At 67.5% G+C, this 21415-nt stretch carries 14 protein-coding genes and 3 rRNA genes; 10 read left to right on the top strand and 7 right to left on the bottom strand.

Going from position 1 to position 21415, the window contains the following annotated elements; genetic code table 11:
* Positions 1 to 132: 132 nt before the first annotated feature.
* On the top strand, positions 133 to 1233 hold the full coding sequence (locus tag U5640_RS24515; protein WP_340377892.1) for a hypothetical protein: 1101 nt from the start codon (positions 133 to 135) through the stop codon (positions 1231 to 1233).
* Between the two features lie 49 nt (positions 1234 to 1282).
* Here the strand turns inward: U5640_RS24515 and U5640_RS24510 are convergent, their stop codons facing one another.
* Positions 1283 to 2188, bottom strand: coding sequence for an oxidoreductase (locus tag U5640_RS24510; protein ID WP_340377891.1), 906 nt, complete (start codon positions 2186 to 2188; stop codon positions 1283 to 1285).
* 108 nt (positions 2189 to 2296) lie between these two features.
* On the opposite strand from U5640_RS24510, the gene U5640_RS24505 reads away from it, so the two are divergent.
* The 8 genes from U5640_RS24505 (at position 2297) to U5640_RS24470 (ending at position 12088) form a co-directional block, all read left to right on the top strand.
* Positions 2297 to 2920, top strand: a complete 624-nt coding sequence (locus U5640_RS24505) for a TetR/AcrR family transcriptional regulator (protein ID WP_340377890.1) — start codon at positions 2297 to 2299, stop codon at positions 2918 to 2920.
* A 265-nt stretch (positions 2921 to 3185) separates the two neighbouring features.
* Positions 3186 to 4526 carry a S53 family peptidase gene (locus U5640_RS24500; RefSeq protein WP_340377889.1) on the top strand — a complete coding sequence of 447 codons (1341 nt, stop codon included), beginning with the start codon at positions 3186 to 3188 and terminating at the stop codon, positions 4524 to 4526.
* Positions 4527 to 4921: 395 nt separating this feature from the next.
* Positions 4922 to 5230 (top strand): hypothetical protein, encoded by a 309-nt coding sequence (locus U5640_RS24495; protein WP_014673544.1) that lies wholly within the window; start codon positions 4922 to 4924, stop codon positions 5228 to 5230.
* A 162-nt stretch (positions 5231 to 5392) separates the two neighbouring features.
* Positions 5393 to 6211, top strand: a complete 819-nt coding sequence (locus U5640_RS24490) for a hypothetical protein (RefSeq protein ID WP_340377888.1) — start codon at positions 5393 to 5395, stop codon at positions 6209 to 6211.
* A complete protein-coding gene (locus tag U5640_RS24485; protein WP_340377887.1) occupies positions 6201 to 7550 on the top strand; it encodes a hypothetical protein in 1350 nt (449 codons plus the stop codon). The genes U5640_RS24490 and U5640_RS24485 overlap by 11 nt, the downstream gene beginning before the upstream one ends.
* Entirely contained in the window at positions 7547 to 9115 is a 1569-nt protein-coding gene (locus tag U5640_RS24480) for an SCO6880 family protein (protein ID WP_340377886.1), read from the top strand. The genes U5640_RS24485 and U5640_RS24480 overlap by 4 nt, the downstream gene beginning before the upstream one ends.
* A gap of 9 nt (positions 9116 to 9124) precedes the next feature.
* Positions 9125 to 10552 (top strand): ATP-binding protein, encoded by a 1428-nt coding sequence (locus U5640_RS24475; protein WP_340377885.1) that lies wholly within the window; start codon positions 9125 to 9127, stop codon positions 10550 to 10552.
* Positions 10553 to 10567: 15 nt separating this feature from the next.
* Positions 10568 to 12088 (top strand): type IV secretory system conjugative DNA transfer family protein, encoded by a 1521-nt coding sequence (locus U5640_RS24470; protein ID WP_340377884.1) that lies wholly within the window; start codon positions 10568 to 10570, stop codon positions 12086 to 12088.
* A 7-nt stretch (positions 12089 to 12095) separates the two neighbouring features.
* Here the strand turns inward: U5640_RS24470 and U5640_RS24465 are convergent, their stop codons facing one another.
* The 5 genes from U5640_RS24465 to U5640_RS24445 form a co-directional block, all read right to left on the bottom strand.
* A complete protein-coding gene (locus U5640_RS24465) occupies positions 12096 to 12656 on the bottom strand; it encodes a GNAT family N-acetyltransferase (RefSeq protein ID WP_340377883.1) in 561 nt (186 codons plus the stop codon).
* A 68-nt stretch (positions 12657 to 12724) separates the two neighbouring features.
* Positions 12725 to 12841, bottom strand: a 5S ribosomal RNA gene (rrf, locus tag U5640_RS24460).
* A gap of 84 nt (positions 12842 to 12925) precedes the next feature.
* Positions 12926 to 16046 (bottom strand): 23S ribosomal RNA (locus U5640_RS24455).
* A 291-nt stretch (positions 16047 to 16337) separates the two neighbouring features.
* Positions 16338 to 17863: ribosomal RNA gene (locus U5640_RS24450) — 16S ribosomal RNA — on the bottom strand.
* The 16S, 23S and 5S rRNA genes sit together here, the layout of an rRNA operon.
* A 636-nt stretch (positions 17864 to 18499) precedes the next feature.
* Positions 18500 to 19048, bottom strand: a complete 549-nt coding sequence (locus U5640_RS24445; protein WP_340377882.1) for a MarR family transcriptional regulator — start codon at positions 19046 to 19048, stop codon at positions 18500 to 18502.
* A 104-nt stretch (positions 19049 to 19152) separates the two neighbouring features.
* Here U5640_RS24445 and U5640_RS24440 point away from each other — a divergent pair, with 104 nt between their 5' ends.
* Entirely contained in the window at positions 19153 to 20451 is a 1299-nt protein-coding gene (locus tag U5640_RS24440) for an MFS transporter (RefSeq protein WP_340377881.1), read from the top strand.
* 101 nt (positions 20452 to 20552) lie between these two features.
* On the opposite strand, the gene U5640_RS24435 is transcribed toward U5640_RS24440, so the two are convergent.
* Entirely contained in the window at positions 20553 to 21350 is a 798-nt protein-coding gene (locus U5640_RS24435; protein ID WP_340377880.1) for a methyltransferase domain-containing protein, read from the bottom strand.
* Positions 21351 to 21415: the final 65 nt, after the last annotated feature.

The following is a 21415-nucleotide window of genomic DNA, read 5'->3' as shown; positions in this document are numbered from 1 at the left end:
CGGGGCGACCACTGGGCCGTACGGGTGACGGGTGACGGGTGACGAACGACAGGCGAGCGGCGATCGGCCGGGCGTCGACCTCGGCGTACGAGGGGACGGGCGTTGTCAGTGGGGTGTCGTACGGTTCGAGACATGACCCGAACCGCCCGACTCGTCGCCACGCTCGACGCGCCGCTCCCGGGCCCCGACGCCGCCCCCGCGACGGTGGTCCGGCTGCGCGGCGGCCGTACGGCGCTCGTGCAGCGCGGCGACCACGAGGTGGTCGTACAGCCGCTGGACGACGCGTTCCGGCCGGTGGGGCGCATCCGGTTCCCGGCCCCGTGGACCCATCGCTTCGGCACCTGTGCCGTCTCCCGCGACGCCGGTGTCGTCGTCTTCGCGGGCACGCACGCCCTGCGCGCGGTGGACCCGGACGGGGGCACGCTGTGGGAGATACGGCACGGCTGCTGGGGCTGCCCCGAGGCGCACGGCTCGTTCGAGGAGTACGCGACCGACGGCCGGCACCTGTACCCCGAGGGCGGTTCCGCCGGCTTCTCCGTGGACGGCTCGCTGCTGTGGGCCCACGTCCGCGGCCCGCTGGCCGAGGGCGGCGCACTGGATGCACAGCCTGTGGACGAGTGGCTGCTGCTCACCCCTGAGGACGGCCGGGTGCTGGCCCGGGTGGACGCACGGTCGGCCGCCGCCGGCAGCGACCACGTCGCGCACCCGGACCCGCGCCGGATGGGCCTGAGCATCGGCGAGGGCCAGGACGGCGCGCCGATGCGCTGGGGCCGCTGGGACGGTGAGCGGCTGGCGGTGGAGTACTTCGAGGGACTGGACCTGGCCCTGCTGGACGTGAGCCCGTCCGGCGCGCACTTCATGACCGTCTCGCACGACCAGGACAAGCTCGCGCTGTACGACACGGCGGCCGGGACGCAGGTCGCGGAGTGGGACGTGGAGGAGTGCGTGCCCCGGCACCCGGACGCCGGTCCGGACGACGACGAGGTGTGGCCCGCCTGGGACTGGGCCGACGGTTTCGTCGACGACGCGACGATGGTCGCCGGGACCGTGTGGCAGGACGAGGAGTGGGGCGAGGGCAGGCACTGGCTGGTGACCCGGGGCGCGTCCCGCCCCGAGCCGCTCGGCTACCCGGCCCCGGTCACCAGCTCCCCGACCGCACTGGGCGCCGGCCACTGGTACACGACCAGCGAGAACCACCGCACCCTCTCGATATGGACCCTGGGACCCCGCTGAGCCCGCCCCACCACAGCCGCCGGGGCTTCCGGCCCTCCGGCCCCCGGCTTCACCCCACGCCGACTCCCGACCGCACGCCCGTCAGCTCCTCCGACAGTGTCCACAGCCGACGCGCCGCCTCCGCGTCGCTCGCCGCCGCCGAGCGTCCCACCAGCGTGGGCGCCCCGCGCATCTCGGCCAGGCCGTCCGGCCCGACGTAGCTCGCGCCGGGCAGGTCCTGGGTGGCGGCGTACAGGGTGGGCAGCGCGCCCGCGCGGTCGTCCTGGGCGAACAGCGCGTTGCCCACGCGCATGAAGACCCGGGCGAGCGGACTGGCCGCGTGGCTCTGGAGATTGGTCGCGGAGTATCCGGGGTGCGCGGCCAGGGCCCGTACGGCCGAGCCGGACGCGGCGAGCCGGCGCTGGAGCTCCAGCGTGAACAACAGGTTCGCCAGTTTGGACTGGGCGTAGGCGCGCTGCGGGGTGTAGCCGGCCCTGAGGTTCGGATCGTCGAAGTGGATCACCGCGCCGCCCCATCGGTGCGCGCCCGAGGCGACGGTGACCACCCGGTCGGTGACGGCCGGCAGCAGCAGGTTGGTGAGGGCGAAGTGGCCCAGGTGGTTGGTGCCGAACTGCCGCTCGAAGCCGTCGGCGGTCGACTCCCGGGGCACCATCATCACGCCGGCGTTGTTGATGAGGGTGTGCAACGGGGCCCCGGCCCAGTCCGCCGCGAACTCCCGCACGGACGACAGATCGGCGAGGTCCAGCCGCCGGACCTCGGTGCTGCCGCTCACCCGCGCGGCGGCGGCCCGCCCGCGCTCGGGGTCCCGTACCGCGAGGACGACATGGGCCCCCGCCCCCGCCAGCGCCTGCGTCGCGGTGAACCCGATGCCGCTGTTGGCCCCCGTGACGATCACCGTGCGACCGGTGAGGTCCGGGAGGTCCGCGACACTCCATGCCTTCTTCTCAGCTGCCATACCGCCAAAAGTAGACGCCGACAACAATGCTGTCAACGACAACAAAGATGACGACGTCAACAAAGATGACGGCGACAACAATGCTGACGCCGTCAACACCGGGATACGATGGTCCGCATGCCGTCGTCGCCCACCGAGAGCCGCCCCTACCACCACGGCGACCTCCGCTCCGCCCTCCTCGCCACCGCCGAACGCACCTTGCGCGACAAGGGCGCCACCGCCCTCTCCCTGCGCGAACTGGCCCGCGAGATCGGCGTGAGCCACGCCGCGCCCGGCCGGCACTTCAAGGACAAGCAGTCCCTGCTCGACGCACTCGCCCTCAGCGGTTTCGACCGCCTGGCCGAGACCCTGGAGGCCGCCGACGCCCCGGCCCTCCCCATGGAACCCCGGCTCACCGCGCTCGCCCGCGCCTACCTGGGCTTCGCCCTCGACAACGCCGCGCTGCTGGAACTGATGTACGCCCGCAAGCACGCCCACACCACCCCGGACGTCGCCGACCGGATGGCCGCCGCGATCGACCGCACGGTCGGGAGCCTGGAGCGGCTGATCGCCGACGGGCAGCGGCGCGGCGAGATCGTCGAGGGCGAACCGGCCCGGCTGACCCTGTTCCTGGGCTCCACCCTGCACGGGTACGCCTCGTTCGCCGCGAACGAGATGCTCACCCCCGAGGAGGTCCTCGCGGGCGTCGCCGATCTGGTCCACCACACCCTGCACGGCCTGATCCGCCACTGACCGCCCGCCCCCGCGCCCCTGTGGCCCACCTGTGAGCGGGGTCAAGGACCGGCCACCCACCCCCCATCCGCCCACCATCGGCGGGCAATCCCCCCACCCCCGCGAGTAAGGCGGAAGTCAGAACTCCGCAACCCTCCTTGTTGTCGCGTACTCAACAAGTGCACAGTCGTCGCGGGCCGCCGCCCGCCGCCGGGGACCGCGTACCGGCGGCCACGCATCACCCCCACCCGCACCGCCCCTGTCACCCACCATCAGGAGCTGTCCGTTGCGTACGACGACTTCCCCCAACCCCTCTGCCTCCCCCGGCAGATGGCGCCGCGCCGGCGCCTCCCTCCTCGGCACCGCGGCCCTGGTGCTCGCCGGCCTCGGCACCGCGGCCCACGCCGACGCGGCCCCCACCACCCCCACCGCCACACCCTCGAAGGTCACCTGGGCGGCCACCCCCTGCGCCACCCCCAAGCACGCGGGCGAACTCGCCTGCGACTCCTTCCGCGTCACCGGCGGCACCACCGCCTTCCAGAAGGCGCAGGCCCGGCGGACCGGCGACACCGCACAGGTCACCCCCAAGGCCGCAGCCGCCGCCCCCACCGGCTACGGCCCCTCCGACCTCCAGGACGCCTACGGCCTGACCGACGCCGCCGCGACCAACGGCGACGGCGAGACCCTCGCGATCGTCGACGCCTACGACGACCCCAACGCCGAGGCCGACCTCGCGAAGTACCGCTCCTTCTACGGCCTCTCCGCCTGCACCACCGCCAACGGCTGCTTCAAGAAGGTCGGCCAGACCGGCTCCACCACCTCACTCCCCTCCGCCGACAGCGGCTGGGCCGAGGAGATCTCCCTCGACCTCGACATGGCCAGCGCGGTCTGCCCCCGGTGCAGCATCCTGCTCGTCGAGGCCAAGTCCGCCAGCATGGCCAACCTCGGCACCGCGGTGAACCGCGCCGTCACCCTCGGCGCGAAGTACGTCTCCAACAGCTACGGCGGCTCCGAGTCCTCCTCGGACACCTCCTACGACTCCTCGTACTTCAACCACGCGGGCGTCGCCATCACCGTCAGCGCGGGCGACGAGGGCTACGGCGCCGAGTACCCGGCCGCGTCCAAGTACGTGACGTCCGTGGGCGGCACCGCCCTGTCGACCTCGTCCTCCACCACCCGCGGCTGGACCGAGAAGGTCTGGAACACCAGCTCCACCGAGGGCACCGGCTCCGGCTGCTCCTCCTACGACGCCAAGCCCGCCTGGCAGACCGACACCGGCTGCGCCAAGCGCACCGTCTCCGACGTCTCCGCGGTCGCCGACCCCGCCACCGGCGTCTCGGTCTACGACTCCTACGGCGTCACCGCCGGCTGGTACACCTTCGGCGGTACCAGCGCCTCCGCGCCCATCATCGCCGCGGTCTACGCCCTCGCCGGCACCCCCGGCAGCGGCGACTACCCGGCCTCGTACCCCTACGCCCACCTCGGCACCTCGTCCCTGAACGACGTCACCAGCGGCAGCAACGGCACCTGCTCCTCCAGCGCCGGCTACCTGTGCACCGCCAGGACGGGCTACGACGGCCCCACCGGCGTGGGCACCCCGGAGGGAACCGACGCCTTCACCGGCTGACATCCCCTCACCACCCCGCAGAACGACCGCAGTGGACCGTGGGGGCCACAGCGGCAAGGGCGAACGGGCCGCGGCATCCAGCCGCGGCCCGTTCGCCGTGCGTTCCACACGGACATGAGACCATCGAAACGTGCACTCACCCGACCAGCCGTCAGAAACGGCACGGAGCCGTGAAGTGGGTCAACGACGGAACCACACCCAGGTTCCGTTCCGGCCTCATTGCCCGGCGTGACCTGCCGTGATACACAGAGTGACGATAGCAACCATTCATACGAATCCCACCCGTCAATGACGCCAAGTCGACATACGACGGCGACATCGTCGGCGACAATGAGGCCTGACCTCTGCACCCGGCAGGGGCCACGCGGAACTACCCACCAGGGGCGGTGACTTACATGCTGTTCGCGGCCGACAAGGGCGACATCAACACCATCATCGGCGGAATCGCTCCGGACTGGGGGCCCTTCGGCAGCCTGGGCAACGAGGCGAAGGTGATGATCGAGGTCGTGATGGCGGTGGCCATCCTCCTCTGCCTCGGCATCGCCGTCTGGGGTGCGGCCAAACAGCGCATCGGCGCCACGGCCCTGAGGGACACCTTCAGTGCGGAACAGGGCAAGGGCCTCATCATCGCCGGACTCACCGGCGTCTTCATCATCGGCTCCCTCGGCACACTGTTCACCATCGTGTACGGCATGGCCGTATAGCCGCCCGCCGGCGCCCCTCCTCCCCCACCCATCCGTCGTGCCCACCGGCTGAGGTTGCGTTTCCCTGATGTCGAGTCACCACACCGCGCCCGCGCGGGAACCAGCACGGCTACCGTCGTACTTCTACGCTTTTCGGTACGGCAACGAGGGGGCGAACGCGACATGACTCCCGGCGACGACCACGACTACGGCGAGCCCTCGGGCACCCGAGTCCGCCTCCCCGAGGCCGACCCCTACGGCGGCGCCCGCCGCCCCGCCCGCTCCTCCTCCCGCAGCCTGGTCACGGTGGTCGGCGTCGTGGTCCTCCTCATCGCGGCCATCGCCTTCGCGAACCGAGGCGGCGACGACTCCACCACCTCGGAAGCCACCCCCGACACCGACAAGCCGAAGACGACGTCCACAGCGGCGAGCGGGACGAAGCCGGTGGACACGAAGACGGGCGGAATCCCCTCGGGCTTCGCGCACACCGAGCAGGGCGCCCAGTCCGCCGCCGCCAACTACGCGGTGGCCCTCGGCTCGACCGGCATGTTCCAGAAGAACAGCAGACACACCCTCGTCGACACCGTCTACACCAAGGACGCCGCGGCCAAGCTGCAGAGCGCCATCGACCAGGCCTACTCGGCAGACTTCCTCGCCAAGATGGGCCTCGACGCGGACGGCAACGCACCCAAGGGCAACACCTTCGTCTCCCGCGTGGTCCCCGTCGGCACGACGGTCGGGAAATACGCGGACACCACCACCCAGGTCGCCGTCTGGTACCTGGGTCTCATCGGCATGTCCGGCACGGACTCGACCGACCCCGTCACCTCGTCGTGGAAGACCTGGACCTTCGACCTGACCTGGACCGCCGGCGACTGGAAGATCAGCACCGACAGCCAGAAGAACGGCCCCGCCCCGGTCCCCGGCGACGACCAGGCCGCCGCCTCCGACGAGATCAGCAAGGCCATCGAGGAGTACGGAGGGTTCACTTATGCCCGGTAACCCGCACCGCCTGCTCAGGCTCGCCGGAGTCGTGACGGCCGTTCAGACGAGCGTGGTCCTGCTGGCCGGCCGCGCCTTCGCGGCCCCCACACCCGACCCCTCACCCACCCCGTCGGGCTCGGCGTCCCCCTCCCCCAGCGGCTCCCTCGACTGCAGCCTCATCTCCGGCGAAGCCAAGAAGTACTGCGAACGCGGCAACAACACCACCGGCACCACCACCAACCCCGGCGTCTCCGACACCCTCGACCCCCTCTCCTCCCTCGCCAAGGGCTGTGCCGACGCCGCCTCCTGGACCGTCGACAAGCTCAGCGAAGCCGTGAAGGAGACCGCCAACGTCGACTTCACGAACACCAAGTTCCTCCAGCAGTACGCCGTCGTCTTCGCCGCCTCCACCGTCCTCACCCTCGTCCTGTGGCTCCTGGCCGTCGCCAAGCGAGCCGTCCGCGGCGTCCCCCTCACCACCGCCATCGGCGAAGCCGTCGGCTTCCTCTGGCTCACCGTCCTCGCCTCCGCCTTCACCCCCCTGATCCTCTACACCGTCGTCTCCGCCACGGACGGCATCACCGAAGTCCTCGCGAAGACCACCGGCGACCAGACCGACACCTTCTTCGGCACGTTCTCCGCCGCCCTCGCCAAGGGCGAGAACATCGGCGGCGGCCCGATCATGCTGATCGTCGTCTCCCTCGTCTCCATCCTCGCCGCCGGCGTCCTCTGGCTGGAGCTCGTCATCCGGGCCGCCCTCCTCTACGTCGGCGCCCTCCTCGGCACCGTCGTCTACGCCGGCCTCGTCGACAAGAACCTCTGGAGCCACGTCCGCCGCTGGGCCGGCATCATGATCGCCGTCATCCTGGTCAAACCGGTCATCGTGATCGTCCTCGGCCTCGCCGGCGCCCTCTCCTCCGACGACGGCCCCGACGCCTTCTCCGCCGTCGTCTCCGGTCTCGCCATCATCCTGCTCGCCATCTTCGCCAGCGCGATGATCTACCGCTTCGTCCCCGGCTTCGGCGACGAGATCGCCAACTCCCGCAGCAACCGCATCATGCAGGGCGCCGAGGGCAAGGCCGCCGCCGTCATCAGCTCCCCCGCGACCCTCGTCGCCCAGGGCATCAAGACCCACAGCACCCGCGCCGACAACAACGGCGCAGGCGGCTCGTCCTCCTCCGGCCCCCGCCCCTCGAACCCCGCCTCGGGCGGCGTCGCCGCCCACAGCTCCCGCCCCTCGAACGGAGGCGGCGGATCTGTCCCCTCCGCCGCACCCGCGCCCCGCTCCAGCAGCGCGGTGAACACCCCGCACGCAGGCAACACCCGCAACAACCGCACGGGAGGTGAAGGGCGTTGACGACGGATTCCCATCTGGCCCACGTGTCCCACGTGGTCTCGCCCCGCCGCACATATCTGATCGGCCGCGCCCGGCCGAACGCCATCGTCGGCCGCAACCGCGAAACCGGCGAGATCGCGCTCATCGTCATCGGCGCGTTCCTCGGCATGATGTGCGGCCTCCTCGTCCCCCTCCTCCCCCTGCGCATCGTGCTGCTCGCCGGCTTCCCGATGATCGCGCTCGCCGCCGTCTACGTGCCGTACAAGCACCGCACCTTCTACAAGTGGTTCGAGATCAACCGCAGCTACAAGCGCACCCTCCGCCAGGGCACGACCTACCGCTCCGGAGCCATGGAGGCCGGCACCCGCATCGACGGCCAGGAGGTCGAGGTCGGCCCGCCCCCGGGCATCGGCCGCATCAGCTGGCTCGCCGCCCCCTTCGGCCCCGACGAGATCGCCGTACTCCTGCACGCCGACCGGCGTACCGTCACCGCCGCCATCGAGATCGAGGGCCCCGGCGTCGGCCTGCGCGACAGCGAGGACCAGGAAGCCCTCGTCGACCGCTTCGGCACCCTCCTCAAGCACGTGGCCAACGGCGACGGCTTCGTCACCCGCCTGCAGATGCTCGCCCGCACCCTCCCCGCCGACCCCGACGCCCACGCCAAGGACGTCGCCCAGCGCGGCGACGACAGGGCACCGGGCTGGCTGGCCCAGTCCTACGACCAGCTCCAGTCCATGGTCTCCACCAGCAGCGAGCAGCACCGCGCCTACCTCGTCGCCTGTATGCACTACACCCGCGAGCTCGCCGCCGAGGCCCACGCCATGGCCCGCGCCGCCCGCCCCCAGTCCGGCCGCAAACTGGACCGCGACGCCGGCCTCGCCGTCGTCATGGCCCGTGAACTGACCGACATCTGCTCCCGCCTCCAGGAGGCGGACATCCGCGTCCGCCAGCCCCTGGGCCAGGGCCGGCTGTCCTCCCTCGTCCACTCCATGTACGACCCCGACCACCCCATCGACCACATCCAGGCGATGACCCGGCGCAACGCCTGGCCGGCCGAGCTGGACGCCATGGAACCCACGTTCCTCCAGGCCAAGACCCGCGAGTCGACCACCCGCGCCCCCTGGTGCCACGCCACCGCCTGGGTGAAGGAATGGCCGATGACCCCGGTCGGCGTCAACTTCCTGGCACCGCTCCTGGTCCACACCCCCGACGTCATCCGCACCGTCGCCGTCACGATGGACCTCGAACCCACCGAGATCGCCATCGAGCGCATGCTCACCGAGAAGACGAACGACGAGGCCGAGGCCAGCCGCGCCGCCAAGATGAACCGCACCGTCGACCCCCGGGACGTCGCCGCCCACTCCCGTCTCGACCAGCGGGGCGAGGACCTGGCCTCCGGCGCCGCCGGCGTCAACCTGGTCGGCTACATCACCGTCTCCTCCCGGACCCCCGAGGCCCTGGCCCGCGACAAGCGCACGATAAGGGCGTCCGCAGGCAAGTCGTACCTGAAGCTGGAGTGGTGCGACCGCGAGCACCACCGCGCGTTCGTGAACACACTCCCGTTCGCCACCGGCATCCGAAGGTAGGGGCTTCACATGCGGGACCCGCTGTCCGTCCTCACCGACGCCTTCACGTCCTTCCTCTTCGGCAAGGTCGAGACCACCCGCCTGCCCGTCCGCACCTCCACCGGCCAGGCCCAGGCGGTCTACCTCCCCACGGCCGCCCCCGGCCTCGGCGACTCCGGCGTCATCATCGGCCGCGAGGTCTACTCCGGGAAGGGCTACATCTACGACCCCTTCCAGCTGTACGGCCAGCAGCTCCCCGCCCCGCACTGGCTGGTCCTCGGCGAGTCCGGCAACGGCAAGTCGGCGCTGGAGAAGACCTATGTCCTGCGCCAGCTCCGCTTCCGCGACCGCCAGGTCGTCGTCCTGGACGCCCAGGGCGAGGACGGCGTCGGCGAATGGAACCTCATCGCCCAGGCCCTCGGCATAACTCCCATCCGCCTGGACCCGATGGCCGCCCTCAACGACGGCATCCGGCTGAACCCCCTCGACCCCTCGATCACGACGACGGGCCAGCTGGCCCTGCTCCGCACGATCATCGAGGTGGCCATGGGCCACGGCCTGGACGAACGCTCCGGCTTCGCCCTCAAGGTCGCCCACGCCTACGTCAACGAGACGATCGTCGAACGCCAGCCCGTCCTCACCGACATCGTCGAACAACTCCGTCACCCCGAACCGGAGTCGGCGGAGGCCATGAACGTCGCCATAGACGACGTCCGCGCCTGGGGCCTGGACGTCGCCCTGGTCCTGGACCGCCTGGTCGACGGCGACCTGCGCGGCATGTTCGACGGCCCGACGACGGTGGGCATCGACCTGGACGCGCCCCTGATCATCTTCGACCTCTCCCACATCGACCGCAACTCCATCGCCATGCCGATCCTCATGGCGATCGTCGGCGTCTGGCTGGAGCACACCTGGATCCGCCCCGACCGGAAGAAGCGCATCTTCCTGGTCGAGGAGGCCTGGCACATCATCAACAGCCCCTTCGTGGCCCAGCTGTTCCAGCGCCTGCTGAAGTTCGGCCGCCGCCTCGGCCTGTCGTTCGTCGCGGTGGTCCACCATCTGTCCGACGTAGTGGACGGCGCGGCGGCCAAGGAAGCCGCGGCCATCCTCAAGATGGCCTCGACCAGGACGATCTACGCCCAGAAAGCGGACGAGGCGAGGGCCACCGGCCGGGTGCTGGGCCTCCCCCGCTGGGCGGTGGAGATCATCCCCACCCTCACCCCCGGTATCGCGGTCTGGGACGTCAACGGCAATGTCCAGGTGGTCAAACACCTGGTCACGGAGACGGAACGCCCCCTGGTCTTCACCGACCGGGCCATGACGGAGTCCTCCACGGACCACCTGGCCTCCGAGGACGCCCTGCACGCCGCCGAACTCGAACAGGAACGCCGGGCGGCGGCCTTCATGGAACACCACCTGGCCGACCTGGACGACTCGTCCGAGTCGACCGTGGCCTAGCGGCAGGGGGGTGCCATGAGACCTGGTGACGAGCGCGCCCCCGCCCGCGAAGGCGGCCCCGGCGGCATCCCCGACGGCCTCCTGGTGGGCCTGCTGGCCTTCCTCCTCGGCATGACCCTCCTGGTCTGGACGGCCACGGGCCTCGCCGCCCTCTTCACCCACGGCTCCTGGCCCCAGGGCGTCACCTTCACCCGCACCCCCCTGGCCATGCGCCACCTCGTCGCCCAACCCCACGACATCCCCGGCGCCTGGCCCGACGCCACCCCCACCGCCCTCTCCGGCTACGGCCTCTTCTGGGGCCTCTTCATCGGCCAGCTGATGATCCTCTTCGTCCTCACGGTGTTCACCATAGGGACGGTGGCCAGATGGCGGGCCGTGCGGGCCCGCAGACGAGCCGCCACCGGCCCACAGCGGCACGAGGTGCCGGTACCGCGCACAGAAGAAGCCGTTCCGACGGAGGAACCGCCTCACACCCAGCCACAGCTCCCTGACACTCCGGCCGCGAAGACGCCCTCGACGCCGGCTTCCCCATCGCCGGGAGAAGGAGTGGTCGACGGAGGGACGGTGAACGGAGGGGTGGTGAACGGAAGGGAAGGCACCCGCACCGAAGGCGGTGTCGGCGTCCGCTGCGCCCCGCCGGACATGCGCAAGGCCGCCGCCGCCCAGGCCCTCCGAGACGCCGAGGGCGCGGCCCTCGTCCTCACCTCCAACCCCTCCCTCTGGCAGGAGACCAAGGACGCCCGGGCCAAACTGGGCCCGGTCCACCTCTACGACCCGACTCACCTCTGCGACTCCCCCGCCCGCCTCCACTGGTCCCCCACCACCGGCTGCGAGGACAAGGCGACAGCGGCCCTCCGGGCCACCGCCCTCCTCACCCCCGTACGCCCCACAGCTCGCCTCGACCAAGCCGTCACGGACACCGCCGCAACCCTCCTCCGCAGCTACCTCCACGCCGCCGCCATCGACGGCCGCACCATCCGCCATGTCCACCGCTGGTCCCAGGGCACCGGCATCCAGGACGCGGTCCGCACCCTCCGCACCAACCCGAAGGCCGCCCCCGGCTCCGCCGGCGAACTGGAGGCCGCACTCACCGCCCACCCCGAGCGCCGCGACATCGCCCAGGAGCTCACCTCCCGCGCACTCGCCGCCCTCTCCACGATCAACATCCGCGAGGCATGCACTCCCCACCGAAATGATGCCCTCGCCTTGGATTCCTTCGTGGAAGAAGGGGGAACGCTTTACGTGGTCGGCGAATCCCTCGAGGACCCCAGGACAAACCCAGGCGCCATGCCTCTCCTTACGGCCCTCGTCTCCAGCGTGGTCGAGCGCGGCCGGCGCATGGCCGAACGGTCATCCTCCGGTCGCCTCGACCCACCACTGACCCTGATCCTGGACGACATCGCCGCCGTAGCACCTCTCCCCCAACTGCCGGACCTCCTGGCGACCGGTGCGGACCGCGGCCTGCCCACCCTGGCCCTTCTGCGCTCCCGCGAACAGGCCAGGGCCCGCTGGCCCCACCACGAACTACCGGTCTGAGGACGTTCTACCCGCGCTCGCGCACGAACTCGATCTCGACCTCCCCCGAGAAATCCCCGAATCCCTCCCCTACGGGGACCGTGACCCCGCTCGGTGTGAACCCCGCCTTCCGATAGGCCTGCTGCGCCCGCAGATTCTTCTGGTGCACCAGCAACCGCACCCGCTCCAGTCCGACACCCCACGCCCACGCCACCCCGGCCTCGAACAACGCCTGGGTCACTCCCACCCCTCGCCACTCGGGCCGCACGTACACGCTCACCACATGCCCTTGCCGCCGCTCGACGGGCAGCCCGGCCCAGTCGACGCTGCCGGCCTCCTCCACCAGCACGGTGACGGTCCCGACCCACCCCCCACCGGCCGCCTCGGCGACGAACTGCCGCACACCGCCGGCCTCTGCTCCGGCCCCGAGAGCCCGCCCCTGCCAGAAGGCGTCCGGCCGCGCCGCGGCGTCCTCATAGGTCTCGAGAAAGGCGATCGCCGCAGCGGAATCCTGGAGCGCTTCCAGTCGCAGCGCCTTCACGGAACGCCATTCGTCGGCCCGTATGCCCCGCACCACAAAGTCATTCATGCGAATAACAGTACCTAAAACGCAGAAAACCCCCGCACCATACGGTGCGGGGGTCTCCCGGAATGATTGTTCGGCGGTGTCCTACTCTCCCACAGGGTCCCCCCTGCAGTACCATCGGCGCTGTGAGGCTTAGCTTCCGGGTTCGGAATGTAACCGGGCGTTTCCCTCACGCTATGACCACCGAAACACTATGAAACTGTCAGCCGCACCGTATGTGGCATACGGGGCTGTTCGTGGTTTCAGAACCAACACAGTGGACGCGAGCAACTGAGGACAAGCCCTCGGCCTATTAGTACCGGTCACCTCCACACATTACTGTGCTTCCAGATCCGGCCTATCAACCCAGTCGTCTACTGGGAGCCTTACCCCATCAAGTGGGTGGGAGTCCTCATCTCGAAGCAGGCTTCCCGCTTAGATGCTTTCAGCGGTTATCCCTCCCGAACGTAGCCAACCAGCCATGCCCTTGGCAGAACAACTGGCACACCAGAGGTTCGTCCGTCCCGGTCCTCTCGTACTAGGGACAGCCCTTCTCAAGACTCCTACGCGCACAGCGGATAGGGACCGAACTGTCTCACGACGTTCTAAACCCAGCTCGCGTACCGCTTTAATGGGCGAACAGCCCAACCCTTGGGACCGACTCCAGCCCCAGGATGCGACGAGCCGACATCGAGGTGCCAAACCATCCCGTCGATATGGACTCTTGGGGAAGATCAGCCTGTTATCCCCGGGGTACCTTTTATCCGTTGAGCGACGGCGCTTCCACAAGCCACCGCCGGATCACTAGTCCCGACTTTCGTCCCTGCTCGACCCGTCGGTCTCACAGTCAAGCTCCCTTGTGCACTTACACTCAACACCTGATTGCCAACCAGGCTGAGGGAACCTTTGGGCGCCTCCGTTACTCTTTAGGAGGCAACCGCCCCAGTTAAACTACCCATCAGACACTGTCCCTGATCCGGATCACGGACCCAGGTTAGACATCCAGCACGACCAGAGTGGTATTTCAACGACGACTCCACCTGAACTGGCGTCCAAGCTTCACAGTCTCCCACCTATCCTACACAAGCCGAACCGAACACCAATATCAAACTGTAGTAAAGGTCCCGGGGTCTTTCCGTCCTGCTGCGCGAAACGAGCATCTTTACTCGTAGTGCAATTTCACCGGGCCTATGGTTGAGACAGTCGAGAAGTCGTTACGCCATTCGTGCAGGTCGGAACTTACCCGACAAGGAATTTCGCTACCTTAGGATGGTTATAGTTACCACCGCCGTTTACTGGCGCTTAAGTTCTCAGCTTCGCCGAGACGAATCTCGACTAACCGGTCCCCTTAACGTTCCAGCACCGGGCAGGCGTCAGTCCGTATACATCGCCTTACGGCTTCGCACGGACCTGTGTTTTTAGTAAACAGTCGCTTCTCGCTGGTCTCTGCGGCCACCCCCAGCTCGGAGAGCAAGTCCCCTCACCAGACGTGGCCCCCCTTCTCCCGAAGTTACGGGGGCATTTTGCCGAGTTCCTTAACCATAGTTCACCCGAACGCCTCGGTATTCTCTACCTGACCACCTGAGTCGGTTTAGGGTACGGGCCGCCATGAAACTCGCTAGAGGCTTTTCTCGACAGCATAGGATCATCCACTTCACCACAATCGGCTCGGCATCAGGTCTCAGCCACATGTACGACGGATTTGCCTATCGCACGGCCTACACCCTTACCCCGGGACAACCACCGCCCGGGCTGGACTACCTTCCTGCGTCACCCCATCACTCACCTACTACAAGTCTGGTCCGTCGGCTCCACCACTCCCCTTTGCCCGAAGGCTCCGGGGCGGCTTCACGGACTTAGCATCGCCTGGTTCGATGTTTGACGCTTCACAGCGGGTACCGGAATATCAACCGGTTATCCATCGACTACGCCTGTCGGCCTCGCCTTAGGTCCCGACTTACCCTGGGCAGATCAGCTTGACCCAGGAACCCTTAGTCAATCGGCGCACACGTTTCTCACGTGTGAATCGCTACTCATGCCTGCATTCTCACTCGTGAACCGTCCACAACTACCTTCCGGTGCTGCTTCACCCGGCACACGACGCTCCCCTACCCATCACAGCCGCCGTTGGGCGTTAATGCTGCAATGACACGACTTCGGCGGTACGCTTGAGCCCCGCTACATTGTCGGCGCGGAATCACTAGACCAGTGAGCTATTACGCACTCTTTCAAGGGTGGCTGCTTCTAAGCCAACCTCCTGGTTGTCTCTGCGACTCCACATCCTTTCCCACTTAGCGTACGCTTAGGGGCCTTAGTCGATGCTCTGGGCTGTTTCCCTCTCGACCATGGAGCTTATCCCCCACAGTCTCACTGCCGCGCTCTCACTTACCGGCATTCGGAGTTTGGCTAAGGTCAGTAACCCGGTAGGGCCCATCGCCTATCCAGTGCTCTACCTCCGGCAAGAAACACACGACGCTGCACCTAAATGCATTTCGGGGAGAACCAGCTATCACGGAGTTTGATTGGCCTTTCACCCCTAACCACAGGTCATCCCCCAGGTTTTCAACCCTGGTGGGTTCGGTCCTCCACGAAGTCTTACCTCCGCTTCAACCTGCCCATGGCTAGATCACTCCGCTTCGGGTCTTGAGCGTGCTACTGAAACGCCCTGTTCGGACTCGCTTTCGCTACGGCTACCCCACCCGGGTTAACCTCGCAACACACCGCAAACTCGCAGGCTCATTCTTCAAAAGGCACGCAGTCACGAGAACAAGGCAAGCCTTGTTCCGACGCTCCCACGGCTTGTAGGCACACGGTTTCAGGTACTATTTCACTCCGCTCCCGCGGTACTTTTCACCATTCCCTCACGGTACTATCCGCTATCGGTCACCAGGGAATATTTAGGCTTAGCGGGTGGTCCCGCCAGATTCACACGGGATTTCTCGGGCCCCGTGCTACTTGGGTGTCTCTCAAACGAGCCGCTGACGTTTCGACTACGGGGGTCTTACCCTCTACGCCGGACCTTTCGCATGTCCTTCGCCTACATCAACGGTTTCTGACTCGTCCCACGGCCGGCAGACCGTGGAAGAGAGATCCCACAACCCCGCATGCGCAACCCCTGCCGGGTCTCACACGCATACGGTTTGGCCTCATCCGGTTTCGCTCGCCACTACTCCCGGAATCACGGTTGTTTTCTCTTCCTGCGGGTACTGAGATGTTTCACTTCCCCGCGTTCCCTCCACACTGCCTATGTGTTCAGCAGCGGGTGACAGCCCATGACGACTGCCGGGTTTCCCCATTCGGAAACCCCCGGATCAAAGCCTGGTTGACGACTCCCCGGGGACTATCGTGGCCTCCCACGTCCTTCATCGGTTCCTGGTGCCAAGGCATCCACCGTGCGCCCTTAAAAACTTGGCCACAGATGCTCGCGTCCACTGTGCAGTTCTCAAACAACGACCAGCCACCCGTCACACACCAGAACTCTGATGCTTCACCGGGGCCGGCATCCGAGGGTTCATTCCCTCAGACACCCAACAGCGTGCCCGACCCGATCTGTCCGTCCTCTCCACGTTCCACGCCGAAGCAGTACTAGCAGGAGACATCCAGACCGTGCCGAATAATCAACGTTCCACCCATGAGCAACCAGCACCGGACGTTCGCCGGTGTACTGGCCTCTGGACCGCAGAGCGGCCTAGAAGTGCTCCTTAGAAAGGAGGTGATCCAGCCGCACCTTCCGGTACGGCTACCTTGTTACGACTTCGTCCCAATCGCCAGTCCCACCTTCGACAGCTCCCTCCCACAAGGGGTTGGGCCACCGGCTTCGGGTGTTACCGACTTTCGTGACGTGACGGGCGGTGTGTACAAGGCCCGGGAACGTATTCACCGCAGCAATGCTGATCTGCGATTACTAGCAACTCCGACTTCATGGGGTCGAGTTGCAGACCCCAATCCGAACTGAGACAGGCTTTTTGAGATTCGCTCCACCTCACGGTTTCGCAGCTCTTTGTACCTGCCATTGTAGCACGTGTGCAGCCCAAGACATAAGGGGCATGATGACTTGACGTCGTCCCCACCTTCCTCCGAGTTGACCCCGGCGGTCTCCTGTGAGTCCCCATCACCCCGAAGGGCATGCTGGCAACACAGGACAAGGGTTGCGCTCGTTGCGGGACTTAACCCAACATCTCACGACACGAGCTGACGACAGCCATGCACCACCTGTACACCGACCACAAGGGGGGCACTATCTCTAATGCTTTCCGGTGTATGTCAAGCCTTGGTAAGGTTCTTCGCGTTGCGTCGAATTAAGCCACATGCTCCGCTGCTTGTGCGGGCCCCCGTCAATTCCTTTGAGTTTTAGCCTTGCGGCCGTACTCCCCAGGCGGGGAACTTAATGCGTTAGCTGCGGCACCGACGACGTGGAATGTCGCCAACACCTAGTTCCCACCGTTTACGGCGTGGACTACCAGGGTATCTAATCCTGTTCGCTCCCCACGCTTTCGCTCCTCAGCGTCAGTAATGGCCCAGAGATCCGCCTTCGCCACCGGTGTTCCTCCTGATATCTGCGCATTTCACCGCTACACCAGGAATTCCGATCTCCCCTACCACACTCTAGCTAGCCCGTATCGAATGCAGACCCGGGGTTAAGCCCCGGGCTTTCACACCCGACGTGACAAGCCGCCTACGAGCTCTTTACGCCCAATAATTCCGGACAACGCTTGCGCCCTACGTATTACCGCGGCTGCTGGCACGTAGTTAGCCGGCGCTTCTTCTGCAGGTACCGTCACTTTCGCTTCTTCCCTGCTGAAAGAGGTTTACAACCCGAAGGCCGTCATCCCTCACGCGGCGTCGCTGCATCAGGCTTTCGCCCATTGTGCAATATTCCCCACTGCTGCCTCCCGTAGGAGTCTGGGCCGTGTCTCAGTCCCAGTGTGGCCGGTCGCCCTCTCAGGCCGGCTACCCGTCGTCGCCTTGGTGAGCCGTTACCTCACCAACAAGCTGATAGGCCGCGGGCTCATCCTTCACCGCCGGAGCTTTCGACCCTCACAGATGCCTGCGAGAGTGATATCCGGTATTAGACCCCGTTTCCAGGGCTTGTCCCAGAGTGAAGGGCAGATTGCCCACGTGTTACTCACCCGTTCGCCACTAATCCACCCCGAAGGGCTTCATCGTTCGACTTGCATGTGTTAAGCACGCCGCCAGCGTTCGTCCTGAGCCAGGATCAAACTCTCCGTGAATGCTTCTCACGGGAGCGGAACAGTCGGAGGAATGATCCGACCGTTCACAGCGTCCTCGCTGTATTTTTTCAAAGGAACCTCATCCTCGGCTATCACTGCCGGGGACGGGGTATCAACTAATCTGGCGTTGATTTTTGGCACGCTGTTGAGTTCTCAAGGAACGAAAGCTTCCTTTGTACTTGCCTGAGAGACTCTCTCAGGTTTTCCTCCGGGCTTCCCTTCGGTCTTGCGTTTCCGACTCTATCAGATCTTTTCTCGATCCGATTTCCTCGGTGCTTTCCAGGTTCCCGCTTTTGTTTCGCGGTTTCCTTTCCGGCGGTTCCGACTCTATCAGATCCTTTCGGCGTCTGATTCCCAGTCAGGGGGCTTGTCCTCCCGGCCCTTCGGCCGTTCCGACGTCTCAAACCTTAGCGGATCCGCTCGGCAGTTCCTAATCGAGCTGCCGACCCCAAATCGAATTGAATTCGGGCGCACCGAATTCGACCCCGTTGGGAGATCGTGCTGATGGTGTGAGGTGCCGCTGCTGCGGCGGGAGTGTCATCGAAGAACCGTTCCGGCTCCCCGACAACCCGAAGAACTCTACGCGCCCCGCAGAGGCGCGTCAAGCACCCCATGTCAAGATCTTTTCCGACCGGGTCAGTCGAGGTCGCTGAGCCGCCCGCCGGCGTCCGGCTGGGCGTGCTCCACCCGGCGCAGCAGCCTGGTGAGGACGTCTCCGAGGGCCGTGCGCTCTGCGGCCGAGAGGTCCTGGAGCAGGTCCTCCTCGAAGACGGTGGCCAGGCGCATCGCCTCCAGCCACTTCTCCCTCCCCTCCGGCGTCAGCTCCACGATGACGCGCACGCGGTTGGACTCGTCGCGTTCCCGGGTCACCAGCCCTTCGGTGACCATGCGGTCGATCCGGTGGGTCATCGCGGCCGGCGTCAGACCGAGGCGCTTGGCCAGGTCGCTGGGGCCGAGGCGGTAGGGGACGCCGGAGAGGACGAGGGCCTTGAGGACCTCCCACTCGGCGCTGCTGATGCCCAGCTCGGCGGTCTGGCGGCCGTAGGCGACGTTCATCCGGCGGTTGAGCCGGGAAAGGGCCGAGACGATCTTCTCGACCTGGGGGTCGAGGCCCCGGAACTCGCGCTGGTAGGCGGCGATCTGCTCTTCGAGCGTCGGCTCTGTGACGCCGGGGGTCTCGGCCATGTGCGCAGTATCGCACGCACATCCTTTGCGTTGAAGTCCTTCGATCTATACTCTTTAGCTTCGAACTTTAGCTTTGAAGTCTTCACTCCTAACTAGTGAGAGAGGTGAACGTGACCAGGGCCAAGGGCGCAGCGATGCGCCGGATCCACGTGGGCAACGCACTCAGCGCTTTCGGACTCGGTTTCACGGTCCCCTACCTGTACGTCTACGTGGCGCAGGTGCGGGGGCTGGGGGCCATGACGGCGGGGCTCGTCCTCGCCGTGTTCGCCGTGGCCGCGCTGATCGTGCTGCCGTTCGCCGGACGGGCGATCGTGCGGCGCGGTCCACTGCCGGTCCTGCTGGCCGCCCTGGTCACCGCTGCCGTCGGCGCCCTGGGTCTGGGGCTGGCCGGTACCGCCACCGCCGTACTGGCGGCGTCTGCGGCGCTCGGAGCCGGACAGGCCGTGATGCAGCCGGCGCTGGCGACGATGATCGTGGACTGCTCGACGACCGAGACGCGTTCGCGGGCGTTCGCCATGCAGTTCTTCCTGCAGAACCTCGGGCTGGGCATCGGCGGGCTCATCGGCGGACACCTCGTCGACACCACGCGCGTGTCGTCGTTCACGCTGCTGTTCGCGATCGAGGCGGCGATGTTCCTGCTGCTGGTCGCGGTGATGGCCACCGTGCGGGTGCCGTCCGCGCCGCGGATCGGCGAGGCGCCCCGGCAGTCGGCCCGCGGCGGCTGGCGGCAGTTGCTCGGCAACCGTGCCATGGTGCAGTTGTCGGTGCTGGGCTTCGTGCTGTTCTTCGCGTGTTACGGGCAGTTCGAGTCGGGGCTGAGCGCCTACGGGGTCGAGGCCGTCGGGATCTCGACCTCGGCGCTCGGTACGGCGCTGGCCGCCAATACGGCCGTGATCGTCGTGGCGCAGTTCGCCGTGCTGCGGTTCGTCGAGCGGCAGAAGCGGTCGCGGATGATCGCTGTCGTCGGGCTGATCTGGGCGGTGGCGTGGGTCGTGGCCGGGTATGCCGGGCTGGGGCACGGGAGCCGGGAGATGGCGACGGCCGCGTTCGTGTCGACGTACGCCCTGTTCGGCCTGGGTGAGGCGATGCTGTCGCCGACGGTGGCGCCCTTGGTGGCCGATCTCGCGCCGAGCGGGATGGCGGGGCAGTACAACTCCGCGTTCGCCCTGGTGAAGCAGCTGGCGCTGGCCGTGGGGCCGGCGGTGGGCGGGCCGATGGGGGCCTCACTGCACGCGCCGTACATCGTGACGTTCCTGCTGTTCTCGCTCGGGATCACCTGGCTGGCGCTGCGGCTGGGGCGGGAGCTGACCGCCGTACAGGATCAGCCGTTGCTGGCGCGGAACCGGGTCGTGGCCAAGGGTGGGGCCGCCGTGGGGGCCGTGGCCGCGGAGGCGCAGGCCTGAGGCGCAGGCCTGCGCAGGGCCGGTGAGGGTGGCCGTCGTTCCCGGATGGGACGGCGGCCGCCCTCTTCTGCGGGTTCTCCGTGTGTTCGGCTCTGGTGCGGTCAGCGGACCGCGGTCACCAGGGTGGCGCTGAAGGGGAAGGTCGTCGTGTCGGTGGGGAGGTGGGCGCGGACCGTGTCGGCTGCCCGGGCGAGGGCTTCCTCTCCTGCGGTCTCGATGAGTGCCTGGCCCCAGGGGATCGCCGCCAGGTGGCCGGGGACGTAGTCCTCCAGCGGGGGCAGGGTGATCGCGAAGGTCAGTTCGCGGAGGTTCAGGCCGTGGAAGCCGGCGCCGGTCAGGGACGTGGTCAGGCGGTCGGCGGCGGCGAAGGCCGACCGGAAGCCGGCCGCGCTCTCCGGGGTGCCGTGCTGCTCGACGGCGCGCAGCTGGGCGACGAAGTAGGGGGATTCGTCGAGGTGGGACCAGACGGTGGCGGCGAAGCGGCCGCCGCGGCGGGTGACACGGGCCGTCTCGCGCAGGGCCGCGTCGAGGTCGGGGAAGAACTGGGCGCCCTCCTGGCACAGGACGGCGTCGAAGGTCGCGTCGGGGTAGGGGAGGTCGTCGGCGGGGGCGGCGGTGAAGGCGATGTCCGGGTAGAGGCGGGGGTGGCACGCTACGGCGATCTCGAGCATGCCCTGGTTGACGTCCACCCCGGCGACGCGGCCGGTGGGACCTGCCTGGGCCGCCGCGGCACGGGCCGCGAAGCCGGTGCCGCAGGCGAGGTCGAGGACGGTGGCGCCGGGGAACAGGTCCGCGGCGTCCACGAGTGCGGTGACGAAGGGCGCCATGAGGGGCGCGACGTAGTGTTCGTAGCGCTCGGGGGCGCTTCCCTTGAGGTGAAAGCCCGTTGCGTCTGCCATTGGGAAGCAATTAGCACCGGGGAGCGGATTCGCCTAGTGCCGTGACCGGAAAGGTTTGCCGGGAA

Origin of the sequence: Streptomyces sp. SS7 (assembly GCF_037993025.1) — a bacterium.
GTDB lineage: Bacteria > Actinomycetota > Actinomycetes > Streptomycetales > Streptomycetaceae > Streptomyces.
The sequence above is the reverse complement of the archived record's forward strand: the minus strand, read 5'-3'. Positions and strand labels throughout refer to the sequence as shown.

What these genes read in the sequence shown, in the direction of transcription:
- U5640_RS24515 (WP_340377892.1), top strand. Translation starts at nt 133, where the DNA reads ATGACCCGAACCGCCCGACTCGTCGCCACGCTCGACGCGCCGCTCCCG.
- U5640_RS24510 (WP_340377891.1), bottom strand. Translation starts at nt 2,188, where the DNA reads ATGGCAGCTGAGAAGAAGGCATGGAGTGTCGCGGACCTCCCGGACCTC.
- U5640_RS24505 (WP_340377890.1), top strand. Translation starts at nt 2,297, where the DNA reads ATGGTCCGCATGCCGTCGTCGCCCACCGAGAGCCGCCCCTACCACCAC.
- U5640_RS24495 (WP_014673544.1), top strand. Translation starts at nt 4,922, where the DNA reads ATGCTGTTCGCGGCCGACAAGGGCGACATCAACACCATCATCGGCGGA.
- U5640_RS24490 (WP_340377888.1), top strand. Translation starts at nt 5,393, where the DNA reads ATGACTCCCGGCGACGACCACGACTACGGCGAGCCCTCGGGCACCCGA.
- U5640_RS24485 (WP_340377887.1), top strand. Translation starts at nt 6,201, where the DNA reads ATGCCCGGTAACCCGCACCGCCTGCTCAGGCTCGCCGGAGTCGTGACG.
- U5640_RS24475 (WP_340377885.1), top strand. Translation starts at nt 9,125, where the DNA reads ATGCGGGACCCGCTGTCCGTCCTCACCGACGCCTTCACGTCCTTCCTC.
- U5640_RS24470 (WP_340377884.1), top strand. Translation starts at nt 10,568, where the DNA reads ATGAGACCTGGTGACGAGCGCGCCCCCGCCCGCGAAGGCGGCCCCGGC.
- U5640_RS24465 (WP_340377883.1), bottom strand. Translation starts at nt 12,656, where the DNA reads ATGAATGACTTTGTGGTGCGGGGCATACGGGCCGACGAATGGCGTTCC.
- U5640_RS24445 (WP_340377882.1), bottom strand. Translation starts at nt 19,048, where the DNA reads ATGGCCGAGACCCCCGGCGTCACAGAGCCGACGCTCGAAGAGCAGATC.
- U5640_RS24435 (WP_340377880.1), bottom strand. Translation starts at nt 21,350, where the DNA reads ATGGCAGACGCAACGGGCTTTCACCTCAAGGGAAGCGCCCCCGAGCGC.